Origin of the sequence: Citrobacter portucalensis (assembly GCF_023374935.1) — a bacterium.
In the GTDB taxonomy this organism is placed as follows: domain Bacteria; phylum Pseudomonadota; class Gammaproteobacteria; order Enterobacterales; family Enterobacteriaceae; genus Citrobacter; species Citrobacter portucalensis.
This window is the reverse complement of the sequence record NZ_CP092466.1, coordinates 1,967,739-1,980,489: the sequence shown is the minus strand read 5'-3', so window position 1 is coordinate 1,980,489 and position 12,751 is coordinate 1,967,739. Positions and strand designations below refer to the sequence as shown.

General features: G+C 50.8%; 10 protein-coding genes and 2 pseudogenes. 1 reads left to right on the top strand and 11 read right to left on the bottom strand.

Annotated features, from left to right (window positions below):
- Window positions 1–4 precede the first annotated feature (4 nt).
- The 7 genes and pseudogenes from LY264_RS09420 to phsA form a co-directional block, all read right to left on the bottom strand.
- Window positions 5–340 (bottom strand): DUF496 family protein, encoded by a 336-nt coding sequence (locus LY264_RS09420; RefSeq protein ID WP_003834176.1) that lies wholly within the window; start codon window positions 338–340, stop codon window positions 5–7.
- 238 nt (window positions 341–578) lie between these two features.
- Window positions 579–1,637 (bottom strand): FUSC family protein, encoded by a 1,059-nt coding sequence (locus LY264_RS09415; protein ID WP_008785155.1) that lies wholly within the window; start codon window positions 1,635–1,637, stop codon window positions 579–581.
- Between the two features lie 107 nt (window positions 1,638–1,744).
- Entirely contained in the window at window positions 1,745–2,212 is a 468-nt protein-coding gene (sbmC, locus tag LY264_RS09410) for a DNA gyrase inhibitor SbmC (protein ID WP_008785156.1), read from the bottom strand.
- A 123-nt stretch (window positions 2,213–2,335) separates the two neighbouring features.
- Window positions 2,336–3,508 carry a serine-type D-Ala-D-Ala carboxypeptidase DacD gene (gene dacD / locus LY264_RS09405; RefSeq protein WP_032941959.1) on the bottom strand — a complete coding sequence of 391 codons (1,173 nt, stop codon included), beginning with the start codon at window positions 3,506–3,508 and terminating at the stop codon, window positions 2,336–2,338.
- A 139-nt stretch (window positions 3,509–3,647) separates the two neighbouring features.
- Entirely contained in the window at window positions 3,648–4,415 is a 768-nt protein-coding gene (gene phsC / locus LY264_RS09400; protein ID WP_048224373.1) for a thiosulfate reductase cytochrome B subunit, read from the bottom strand.
- On the bottom strand, window positions 4,412–4,990 hold the full coding sequence (phsB, locus tag LY264_RS09395; RefSeq protein ID WP_003834185.1) for a thiosulfate reductase electron transport protein PhsB: 579 nt from the start codon (window positions 4,988–4,990) through the stop codon (window positions 4,412–4,414). The genes phsC and phsB overlap by 4 nt, the downstream gene beginning before the upstream one ends.
- Window positions 4,991–5,004: 14 nt before the next feature.
- Window positions 5,005–7,277: pseudogene (gene phsA, locus LY264_RS09390) on the bottom strand (thiosulfate reductase PhsA).
- 399 nt (window positions 7,278–7,676) lie between these two features.
- On the opposite strand from phsA, the gene sbcB reads away from it, so the two are divergent.
- Window positions 7,677–9,101: an exodeoxyribonuclease I gene (gene sbcB, locus LY264_RS09385; RefSeq protein ID WP_048224377.1), complete on the top strand. Its 1,425-nt coding sequence runs from the start codon at window positions 7,677–7,679 to the stop codon at window positions 9,099–9,101.
- A gap of 58 nt (window positions 9,102–9,159) precedes the next feature.
- On the opposite strand, the gene plaP is transcribed toward sbcB, so the two are convergent.
- From plaP to LY264_RS09370, 4 genes and pseudogenes are all read right to left on the bottom strand, one after another.
- On the bottom strand, window positions 9,160–10,521 hold the full coding sequence (plaP, locus tag LY264_RS09380) for a putrescine/proton symporter PlaP (protein ID WP_048224380.1): 1,362 nt from the start codon (window positions 10,519–10,521) through the stop codon (window positions 9,160–9,162).
- Complete coding sequence (yoeI, locus tag LY264_RS25975) at window positions 10,511–10,573, bottom strand: membrane protein YoeI (protein ID WP_110498811.1); 63 nt, start codon at window positions 10,571–10,573, stop codon at window positions 10,511–10,513. Before yoeI ends, plaP begins: the two co-directional genes overlap by 11 nt.
- Window positions 10,574–10,735: 162 nt before the next feature.
- Window positions 10,736–11,720: pseudogene (locus LY264_RS09375) on the bottom strand (LysR substrate-binding domain-containing protein).
- A gap of 41 nt (window positions 11,721–11,761) precedes the next feature.
- Entirely contained in the window at window positions 11,762–12,586 is an 825-nt protein-coding gene (locus LY264_RS09370; RefSeq protein ID WP_003834190.1) for an SDR family oxidoreductase, read from the bottom strand.
- Between the last annotated feature and the right edge of the window lie 165 nt (window positions 12,587–12,751).

The window sequence follows — 12,751 nt, the reverse complement described above, 5'->3', positions numbered from 1 at the left end:
ATCGTTACTCGGCTTTCGCTTCGCCGTTTTTCACTTCGCCCATCGCTTTCAGCTTTTTAGAGATGTCGCGGCGCTCTTTAGAGATCTCAGCGTTTTTGATGATGTAATCATCAACACGATCTTCATAATCGCTTTTCATGCTGGCGATAATGCCCTGAATCGCTTCCACGCTCATTCCAGGCTTGATGTAGTCGCTCAGGTTGTCCAGCAGCAGAACACGTTTCTGGTTGTCACGGATCTTTTTCTCAACGTCCTGGATTTCACGTTGCAGTTTGTTTTTACGACGGAACAGACGAACAAATTCCAGCACGTCCTGGAAAGAAGGCTTGGTAGTTTCCATTTTTACACCCCTGATAATGTGAGATTCGGATTCGTTAAAACAACGGCTAAAGTGGGTCAACATTACTTTCATGCCCGCCATACTTCAAGTTGCATCTGCATCGACCATGCATGGTTGAAACCTGAATTATCGAGGGTAAAGCCATTGCAGTTACCAATGGTTTTAGCCTTTTTCAGTATCATACCTCTATTCGTTGCTGAATCGAAGCAGCAGTAGAACCAATCCCCTCATCTGCTCTTTATTTGCGCAGCGCGCGACAGATCAAATGAGAGAGCAACTCCAGCTGTCGCGCCATTTCCATATTTAGCCAAACGTAGCCGTGAATGGGCGTTTCAGCGACATTATCGCCCTTATGCTCAGCAATAAGCTGACGTAACTCCACCACGGTGTCATTGAGTTTTTCCGTATTGGCAAGCACCGGTTGTGGATTACCTTCATACAATGCGTGGGTTATCGTCAGTAGCGCCTGTTGTGTCCTGAGCTGTGTTTCACGCAAAGTATGCGCATTCAACATGACAAAGTGGCTGGTACGGCTGGCCCATAGCGCATTGATTTGCAGCTCAAGCATGCAGACCAGGTTGCGATTAACCGTCTGAATAGCTTCAAAGATTGATTTTTGAATGCGGGTTTCTTTGCTGGCAGGAACGATGAGCCCACGCATTTTGACAACATCGCTTAAAAGCTGTTGTAAATGCTTTTCCAGTCGCGGTTGCTCCAGCAGGTTGGGAGATAGCGCAGCCTGATACACCCGATTGTACCCCGTTACGCAATGCGCCAGCTGAATTCGCCAGTGTATAAATGCCCGCTGCGGCCAGATACCGGTAAACAGCATTGCCAGTAATGAACCCAGAATAACATCGCCACCGCGCCATAACGCTGTGTTCATATCTCCAGCGGGGGCACCCACAACGACCGCAAGCGTTATACCAATCAGCAACGCCTGATACGGTTTTTTACCCAGTGCCAGCCAGCCGCAGAGAAACATCGCCACCGCGCACCATATCAGCATTAGCGGAAGTGAAAAGAGCTCCAGACGAAGAGCCACCAGCCCAAGTACCGAACCCAGAATTGTCCCGCCAATACGCTCAAACGCTCTGGGGACCACGTTCCCCCAAAAGGAAATAGGCCCCATGATTACCACCAGCGTAATCAGAGGCCATGTACCTTCAGGAATGTTCAACAGGCGAACCAACAGAAAAGTAAAAAGAAACGCCAGCGCAATGCGAACACCATGCACCACACGATAATGACGATACAAACGAATTTCAAAAGGACTCAGTGACTTATCTGCACGCACTCATGCACTCCGTCAGGGAATTGCAAAGAACAGAATTGTACCTGTTTTTTGAGTGAAAACATCACCCTGATGACCAGGACATTCATCCTGATTTACACCAAAAACAGTTACTTCGACTGTACCGGCACGTACATTTCAATGTCCCAGTAGCCGTCCTCCATGCCATTGTTCATATAAACTTCAAAGCAAGGTTTAGCGGCTATCGCATACGTCGAATCCTGCAGCAGGCGCTCAAAGAACTGATACCACGGCGTCGCGAAGTCATGATTTTCAACGCGCGCAACGGCGATAGCATAGTCGCCCCCCGCCAGTTCGGTCTGGATCACCCCTTCGCTGTTTTCTGGGATCTCAAAACCTTCAGGCACAGACACCACGGTATCACAACGCAGTTTTTCCGCCGGAACAACGTCAGGATTGTCGTAATAAACAGCTATCCATTCCAGCGGTACGATCTGCTTACCGTCGACCCACATCATTAACTGCTCGAAACCCTGCTTTACCGTTTGTTCCCACGGTCCAACCATATGGAAACCGGCAATTATGCGTTTCTCAACCTGCTTTATCTCGTACTCCATATAACCTCCGTTATTACACTGTATTTATATACAGTGTAATTTTTAGGTATGACGGCCACAAGGAATCAGTGATTATTATGTGAGCAGATTCGCACTCTTGCCAGTCAGGCACATCAGGAAAAACTACGCCTTGTGGTGGAAGTAATCGCTCAAACGCGAGAAGACACCGCCTTCGTTGACAGACTCCAGCGTAACCAGAGGCCAGTGCGCCACCAGTTTATCCCGATCGTAGAGTTCAATTTCCCCCACACGTTGATGGGCAGCAATGGGGGCAACCAGTTCTTTCTTATCAAGAACATATTTTGCCTTGATATTAGCGACTTCGGCTTTAGGCAGGGCCATCCAGAAATCCTGCTCTGTGCCAAGGCTAATTTTTTCTTTATCGCCGTACCAGATCCGTTCAATACCAACCTGCTTACCGCTACGTAATACCTGCACGGTATCGAAGTTCTGTTGTCCCCATTGCAGCAGTTTTCGCGCCTGGTCTTCACGCCCTTTCGCACTCTCCGCCCCCATCACAACTGCAATCAGGCGGCGCTGCCCATCAACGGCAGAAGCAATCAGGTTGAATCCAGCGCCGGAGGTATGTCCTGTCTTCAGACCATCGACGTTCATAGTTTTATCCCACAACAAACCGTTACGGTTTTGCTGCGTAATTCCGTTCCAGGTAAGGCTTTTTTCACTGTACATATGGTAGAAATCCGGCTCTCCATGGATGATAGCTCTCGACAGCACGGCCAGATCGTAAGCTGAGCTATGCTGACCTGGCGCATCCAGACCATGTACCGTTTCAAAATGCGTGTCCCGCAGGTTCAGCTTTTGCACATAGTTGTTCATCATCGCGACAAACTGCGGCTGCCCTCCGGCGATGTAATCCGCCAGCGCAACGCAGGCATCATTACCGGAATCAACAATTAACCCGCGACTCAGATCGCGCACAGAAACGCGATCCCCTTCTTTCAGGAACATTAAGGATGAACCGACGAATACCGGATTATCTTTCGCCCAGGCATCGCGCCCTACGGTGACAATATCTGTCGGACTAATACGCTTGCTGTCGATTGCGCGATCGACAACATAGCCGGTCATCAGCTTGGTCAGGCTGGCAGGGTTGCGCTGCTGGTGTTCATTTCCGGCTGTCAGGATTTGGCCCGTGGTGTAATCCATTAATACCCACGCCCCGGCATTAATTGCCGGAGGCTGTGGAGCGAAACTGGCGACGTCGGTCGCGTACGCGGGCGAAAAACTCATCGCAAATAGTGAAGCGGCAATAAACAAACGGCGTTTCAACAGCATGTCCTCAGGAAATGGAGAAATAGCCGTTCTTTTTACGGAAGTTCTGGCGAACAAACATGGATAAATTGCAAGAAAATGTGACATAAGGCACATTTTCTTGCTGTAAGGAAAGGATTTCAGATATCGACCGCGTCTGGCGTTACCCTTTGCGCGGTGCCGTTTCTGCGTGATGGCTACGATGACGATGATAGCCATCTATCATGCTGCGGAAAATTTGCCCCGGCGTGTCACCCAGCGTGCACAGGTAAATATGTGCACAGATGAACAGTAAGCCGACAATCGCCAACACCATATGCAGCACCAGCATCACAGGCCCTGCCCCTATCACCTGCGGGTAGAGGCATAACAACCCGCTGATGATTAGCAGCGGAACCAGCGCATACATGATGGCCAGATAAGCCAGCTGTTGTAGCGGGTTAAATTTACTCTCTGCCGTTGCGGCAAACGGGTGTGGTTCACCCTTCATGATGCCATACAGATAAAAGCGCGTTTGCAACAAGCAGCGTGATATCAACCCATTAAACTTCACCCGGTAATGACAACCGTTGCCGCTGGTTGCGTTGACTAGCACAAAACCAACCCAGAAGGCCAACAAGGCGAAACCGCACCAGGTATGTATCTGCACCATCAATGCCACCGGTCCGACAGAGAAGTGCCCAAACAGGCCACTCAGCAAAAGCAGGATAAAAAGCAGCGCATTACCCCAGTGCCAGCGGCGGACTGCCAGAGAATAGAGGTAATCCCGGTGCTCTTCTCCGGTTGCCGTCTTGGGTGCCAGCATCCGACGTAACAGCGCGTGCATAACCAGGCCCGCAATCATCAGCACAACAACAACGCCTGCATAAATGAGCCACAGCGGCCAGTAGTCCGGCGCATAGTTAAGCTCTGCTCCCCAGATAGAATTCATGCTTTACCCTCCTGATGGATCTCTTTACGCCGATAAACACTCACCGGACCGCTACGCGTATCCTGCTGGCGATAAACCTCTTTTTGATTTATCCAGTGCTGAATTTCCGGGTCGTCACGACGACCAAATTTCAGCGCATCCGTCGGACAAACGGAAACGCAGGCGGGCGATTGACCGCTCTCGAGTCGGGTATCTGCGCAGAAGTTACATTTGTCGGCAATTCCCGTTTGCGGATTGAGATAACGGACATGGAACGGACAAGCGGCAACGCAGTAGTCACAGCCAATACAGCGAGACTTATCCACCTGCACAATGCCATTTTCGTCGCGAAATGATGCACCGGTCGGACAAACGCTGACGCAAGGCGCATCTTCACAATGCTGACAGGAAACGCGAACAAACTGGAAGTGGGACAGTACCTCGGGTTCATGTTCGGGTGAACGGATCTGCACCTGTAGACGGCTAAATCCCTCTGGCACATCATTCAGAACTTTGCAGGCAACCGTACATGCCTGACAGCCGATACAGCGTTTCTCGTCATGCAGCATGACATAAGGGTTTGTAGATTGATTCATGATGTTCTCCTTTCTCATGCCCGACGAAGCGTAACGCCAGCGGTGTGGACCACCGTACCGGAAACCGGACTGGTAACATGCGGAAGCAAATTACCGCAATGGATACCGTGCGTTGTCGCTGCGGTTTTGGCTCCCGCCTTGGCGCCAAATCCCATATAAACAAACAGCGTATCGGGCCGAATTCCGGCGGTGACCAGCGCTTTGCCTTTTTCCTTGCCGGTCGCATTTTCCAGCCAGATGTCATCGCCGCTTTTGATGCCTTTTTCACGGGCCGTTTGCGGGTGGATCCACACTGCGTTATCCCACATCAACTCGCTAAGCAGTGGCACGTATTGCGTCGCACCGTTGGTATGCACCGCCACTTTTCCCTGGATAAAATAGAGTTCACTGTCGCCTTTAAGCGCAAAATTGCGCGCGCGCGGAATACCGTAGCCAGGCAGGAGCGTTTCCAGCTCTTCGGAATAGAGTTCGATTTTTCCTGACGGAGATTTAAAGCGCAGTTGCTCGCCATAGGTACCGTCGCTGTCAACCGCCACCGCGCCCGGATAGCGTTCCACAAACTGACGCACCGCTTCAGGTTCACGCAGCAGCAACGGAACACCCCACTCCCGATACCCTTTCTGACGCAATTCAGCAGATAGCGCATGATCGCCATTAAGCTGGTATAACTGACGCGTTTGCATATCCTGCCATGGGTAGAATTGGCCAAGGCCTAACTGCACGGCCAGCTCTTTCCAGATTTGCCAGCTCGGACGCGCATCACCAATAGGTTCTACTACCTGCTGACGCAGGGCATAGGCTGGATTCAGACCCGACATGTCTGAAACTTCTTCATCGCGCTCAAGGTAAGTACATTCAGGCAAAAGGTAGTCGGCATACGCCGCGCTTTCGCTTAAATAGACATCACAACTGACCACAAGGTCGAGCTGTTCAACGGTTTTGACCAGATCTGGTCGACAGGTTACGGTTTGGAAAGGGTTGTGTCGGGACATAATCCATCCCTTCACCGGATAAGGCGTCTGGTTTAACACAGCATCAATGATGCTTTGCACCACACCACCGCCCGCCGCGATGTACTTAAACTGCGGGGCTACCAGATCGATACGCTGCGCCGTTGGCTTAGGTAATTTGACATCGGGTTTTGCCAGCACCGGAGCGACCTTCTCTCCAGCCAGCTTATTGTAAGTTGCCGCCGCTTTTTTCTGATACAAACCGCCTTCACGCTCAATATTGCCAAGCAGCACATTGAGGGTAAAAATCATGCGCCGCATATCAATTTCTTCTTGCAAAACGTCGCGCGATGGCCCGGACTGACGATGGCATGAGGCGCGCAGGCGGCCATTTCGCGGGTGACCCGAACAATGACATCAGCAGGCACATCCGCGAGCTGCTGCGCCCATTCCGGCGTGGTCTCTTGTACCGCTTCTGCCAGTTGCTCAAACCCCGTGGTGTAGCGCGCAACAAATTCCGCGTCATACAGATTTTCATTGATCATGACGTGACACATGGCCATCAACACTGGTAAATCGCCGCCCGGCTTGAGCGCATGCCATTCATCCGCCTTGCTGGAGAATACGGACAAACGGGGATCGAAGCTGACCATCTTCGCCCCCTTCTCCTGCGCAGTCATCAGCTCATGCGTATCAGCAACCTCGATCCCTTCATAGAGGTTATGGCCAAAAGAGACCATATAACGGGTATTGGCGATATCCATGGCTAAATCGCCACCCATCATCACTTTAGCGGCAATGGCTTTACCGGCAGGACACGTTGATGCGTGAGTAAAGGTATTCGGTGACCCGAAAGCTGTCGCGAGGTGAAATAAATGGCCAGACAGCGAGCCAGATTTAGACGAGAAGACGACTCCCTGGGGACCATATTGCGTTTTTATTGCCGTCATTTTTTCGGCAATTTCTTTATACGCCTGTTCCCAGCTAATCACCTGCCAGTCACCGCTCCCGCGAGGTCCTGTGCGTTTCATGGGTTTAACAATGCGATGAGGGTCGTTGACCAGGCTAACGCCGCTGCCGCCGCGAGCGCAGACACGTGTCCCCTGCTGTGGCGCGTTAGGGTTTCCCTGAATAAAAACCGTTTTATTATTAATCACCTGAGCCTGAATTGGGCAGCGAAAAGAACACATCTCGCACAAACTTGGCGTCAGGGATGTTTTCCCTTTGATACTCTCTGGAGAATTTCGCGCCAGTGCCCCAGGCGGGAAACTGCCTATCGCACAGGCTGAACAGCCTATACCCACTCCTCGCAAAAAATTACGCCGACTAATGCTCATATAACCTCCTGTTATTAGATATATCCAATAATTATATGGCGTTTGGATTATTTATTTTTTACATCAATCACATTTCATTACAATGCATGACAGCGAATTGACATAAATAAAAACCCATTGTTTATAAAAGATTTTTAAAGTTTCCAGAACACAACAAAGAAGAGGAAAATAACAATAATGGTTATCAGTTAGATTATTTACAAACCCGCAACCTCAAGATATTTTATTTCCGTAATTTATTTTAACCGCGCGAAATTTATTAGTTAATTCCATTAATGTCCTGTTTATCTCAATTTTATTGCGTACACAATCCAGCTTCGATAATGCCATAGCTGATTATCTCGCTATTTTTTGGTATTCTTGAACCAGCGCTAAATTGATCCCGGACATAACTGAACAATGAATGACGGCAAGCAGCAACCTGGTTTTCTCTTCCACGATTACGAGACCTTTGGTACCCATCCGGCGCTGGACAGACCCGCGCAATTTGCGGCTATCCGCACAGATAATGATTTCAACATCATCGGTGAACCAGAAGTCTTTTATTGCAAACCCGCGGACGATTATCTGCCGCAGCCTGAGGCGGTGTTGATTACGGGTATCACACCGCAGGAAGCACGTGAAAAGGGAGAAAATGAAGCCGCTTTTGCTGCACGCATCCACGCCCTGTTCACCGTGCCGAAAACCTGTATCCTGGGTTATAACAACGTGCGCTTCGATGATGAGGTGACGCGCAACATCTTGTATCGCAATTTCTACGATCCCTATGCCTGGAGCTGGCAGAACGATAATTCGCGCTGGGATCTGCTGGATGTGATGCGCGCCTGCTATGCCCTGCGCCCTGAAGGCATTAACTGGCCGGAAAACGACGACGGCTTACCCAGCTTCCGACTGGAGCATTTGACCAAAGCCAACGGTATTGAGCATACCAATGCTCACGATGCTATGGCGGACGTATACGCTACAATCGCAATGGCGCAATTAGTGAAGTCGCGCCAGCCGCGTCTGTTTGATTATCTCTACAGCCATCGTAATAAGCACAAGCTGGCCGCGCTGATTGATGTCCCGCAAATGAAGCCGCTGGTCCATGTCTCTGGTATGTTCGGCGCATGGCGCGGAAACACCAGTTGGGTAGCGCCGTTGGCGTGGCATCCGGAGAATCGTAACGCGGTTATTATGGTCGACTTAGCCGGTGATATTTCGCCGCTGCTCGAACTCGAAAGTGACGCCCTGCGCGAGCGGCTCTACACGTCTAAAGCGGATCTGGGTGATAACCCGGCCGTACCGGTTAAACTGGTGCACATCAACAAATGCCCGGTACTGGCACAGGCGAATACCTTGCGTCCGGAAGATGCTGACCGTCTTGGTATTAACCGCCAGCACTGTCTGGATAATCTCAAAGTTCTGCGTGAAAATCCGCAGATACGCGACAAAGTGGTCGCGATCTTTGCCGATGCGGAACCCTTTACACCATCAGATAACGTAGATGCCCAACTTTATAACGGCTTTTTCAGCGATGCTGACCGTGCGGCGATGAAAATCGTTCTGGAAACCGAACCACGCAATTTACCGGCGCTGGATATCTCCTTTGTCGATAAGCGCATTGAAAAACTGTTGTTTAATTACCGTGCACGTAACTTCCCGGGAACGCTGGACGAAGCAGAACAGCAACGCTGGCTGGACCATCGTCGCCAGGTATTCACACCGGAGTTTTTGCAAAATTACGCCAATGAATTGCAGCTATTGAGCCAGCAATATGCGGATAACAAAGAAAAGTTGATGCTGCTGAAATCACTCTGGCAGTACGCCGAAGAGATTGTATAAATCCCACGTATAAAAAAACGGAGAACTTGTCTCCGTTTTTTTCAGCTAAATACCGTTATTACGCGACATCTTCGTCGTACTGCGGCACCGGGTTGCGGAAGCTTTTGGTCACACAAGCCAGGTAAATCAGACCGATACCAGCCCAGATCAGACCCAGAACCATTGAGCTCTCTTCCAGATTCACCCACAGCGCACCAACGGTCAGCGCACCGCACATCGGCAGGAACAGATACTGGAAGTGGTCTTTCGGCGTCTTGTTACGCTTCTCACGGATCCAGAACTGGGAGATCACCGACAGGTTAACGAAGGTAAACGCCACCAGCGCACCAAAGTTAATCAGCGCCGTCGCCATTACCAGGTCGAAGTTGATTGCCAGCAAAGCAATCGCACCAACCAGAATGATGTTCATGGACGGAGTACGCCATTTCGGGTGTACATAACCGAAGAAGCTTTTCGGGAACACGCCGTCACGCCCCATCACGTACATCAGACGCGCTACGCCTGCATGCGCCGCCATACCGGACGCCAGTACAGTAATGGTAGAGAAAATCAGCGCGCCAACCTGGAAGAACTTACCGGCAACGTACAGCATGATTTCCGGCTGTGAAGCGTCTGGATCTTTGAAGCGCGAGATATCCGGGAAGTACAGCTGCAACAGATAGGTGGAGACGATAAAGATCAGGCCACCAATCAGCGCAGTCAGGAAAATCGCACGCGGGATCACGCGCTCAGCGTCTTTGGTTTCTTCTGACAGGTTGCTGATACCGTCAAAACCGGTGAACGAGAAGCACAGGATGGTAGCGCCCGTGATCATCGGGATCACGTGTGCATCACCTGACCAGAACGGACGGCTGCTCGCCAATGTACCAGCACCTTCCCCTTCGAACACGCCATAAACGACCATGCCGAGGATCACTGCAATCAGCACCACCTGCAACAACACGATTACGGTGTTGAAATTCGCAACGGATTTAAGGCTGCGCAGGTTAAAGGCGGTCATGAAGGCTACCAGCGCCACCACGAATATCCATGACGGTATCGACGGCACCAGGGCTTCAAAATAAATTTTTGCCAACAGAATGTTGATCATCGGAGCGAACAGGTAGTCCAGCAGTGATGACCAACCCACCATAAAGCCAACGGTCGGGCTAATGGATTTCTGGGCGTAAGTGTAGGCAGAGCCTGCAGACGGATAGCGACGCACCAGTTTACCGTAGCTCAGTGCGGTAAAGAGGATGGCTATCAGTGCAAAGGCGTAAGCTGTCGGGACGTGACCATCGGTCATTCCTGATACGATACCGAATGTATCGAACAGCGTCATCGGCTGCATATAGGCAAGGCCCATCATGACAACCGGAACCAGCGTAAGCGTTTTACGTAATTCCACGCGAGAGGTGTTTGGAGTAGCGTTATGCGACATGGTTATCCTCCATTACGGCGAAAACCGTCGCGTAAGCAAAAAATTGCCCCATTTTTTGTTAATCCTCAGCGACAACAACTGTCGATTTTTAAGTAAGTATCTATCCGGTACGAAGCCCGGCCTCTTTTATGAATGATTGGTTTGATGCAAAAAAATAACCGACGCGTATTAAAACGTCGGTTAATGTCATTTTTTGCAAGCGGCGTATTTTGCACTAATTTGGGGAGAAATAACAAGAGATTGAAGCAACTGTAAAAAAATATTTTTTCTCAACTGATTGATTTATCAGCATCCGTTTTAACATACACCCCCGCAATAGCACTATTTGCTAAAATTTCATCCCGCCACCAGGCACTGGCCAACCCGGCGGTCTGTTCATTCCACCCTATCCACACGGGTTCAAACAGAATTTGTCCGACCACTTTCTTCTCAATCAGCGCGCCGCTGTCCAAAAATCGCTGCGCCAGATAACGTGGAATATATCCACATCCCAGACCGCTGATTTGCAGTTCCAGCTTGGTTTTGAAGTCAAAAACGGTAATGGCTTCCTGATCGTCCAACACCTGGGAACCTGAGACGTTGGCATGCTGCGCATTGTCGCCCACCACAATGGCGCGAAAACGGCGAATGGTACGACGATTTAATGGTTCCTGTTCCTGTGCCAGCGGGTGATGCGGCGCAACAACAAACACCTGTTCCAAAGCGCCCAGCCGCGCAAAGCCAAATTCACTCCCCGCTGGCGGTTCATGCATAGCACCGACAATAATATCCGCCCGCCCCTGAGTGAGGGCATCCCAGGAGCCACCCAGCACGCCATTGATAAACTTCAGGCGCGTCACGCTGTGGTGTTGATAGAAAGATTCGATAAGTGGGGCCAGCAGTGAAAAGGGAAACGTATCATCTACGCCAATAACCAGTTCATTCTCCCAGCCTTCGTGAAGTTTAATCGCCTGCTTTTCAAGTTCGCGGACGGTATGCAGCACCTCCCGCCCCTTTTCCAGCAGCATCTGCCCGGTGCGGGTGAACTTAGCCCGGTGTCCGCTGCGATCGAGTAGCTGAATATTAAGATCGCTTTCCAGCTTATGGACGGTGTAGCTAAGCGCAGACGGCGTCTTAAACAATTTTGCCGACGCCGCCGCGAAACTGCCCTCTTTTTCTAATGCATCGAGGATGATAAGAACGTCCAGCAGTGGTTTCATACTCGCCCCCTGGCGGTATACAGCGGCACTCTGCTGGATTGTCACTCCATCGGCATCACCAGCGGGTCAGGATACTGGTACTCAAACCCAAGCTCATTACAAATACGGTTGCCATCAATGACTTTACCTTTACCGTTATCCGTACCGCCGCGAAATTCCGGCGGCTCCATCCCCAACTGGCGGGCCATCTGCGGATAGAACACGTTACGCGCCGGATGCATAGGCGCACATATATTATAGATGTGTCCCCCTTTAGGCGCTTGCAGCAGTAACGTGATGGCAGAAACTACATCGTCCAGATGCACCAGATTGACGCCATGATGTCCGTCAGGTGCCGTCTTGCCAGCGAAGAAGCGACCAGGATGTCTTCCCGGACCGACCAACCCGGCCAGACGCAAAATATCCACCGATGTGCCTGGCAAATTGTGCAACCAGTCTTCAAGTTCTTTCAGGACACGACCGCTCGCCGTGACCGGATTACGCGCCGTCCCCTCTTTCACTGTGCCCTGAACGTCACCATAGACTGACGTCGAACTGGTAAAAATAATTCGTGGGATCCGATACGCCAGCGCGCTGTCGACCAGCTCCTGCATTGCCTGCAAGTAAAATGCTTCCCCAGGACCGCTACGACGCGCAGGTAGCGTAATAACCAGCGCATCGGCGTCCATCAGTGCATCGAGATCGTCAGCCTCACAGACCAGTTCAGGTTCCAGGCGCAGCGAATAACTCTCGATACCGCTCATGCGGGCCGCTTCCACCCCATCCAATGTGGTTTTGCTGCCGGTAACCTGCCAGCCTCTCGCCGCCAGCGACATGGCTAACGGCATGCCTAACCAACCTAACCCGACAATTGCGACCTTTTTCATGCCTTCTCTCCTGACTTTTGGCCTATAACGCAAGGCTACGCCAGCCCACGGTGGCTGACAATTCATAGTATCAATATGAAATGAATTAATGATCAAAAAAAGCCCTTGCTTTCCGTAGCTAAAGTGGTTTAGGTTAAAAGACATCAAATGAATAAACATTCATCG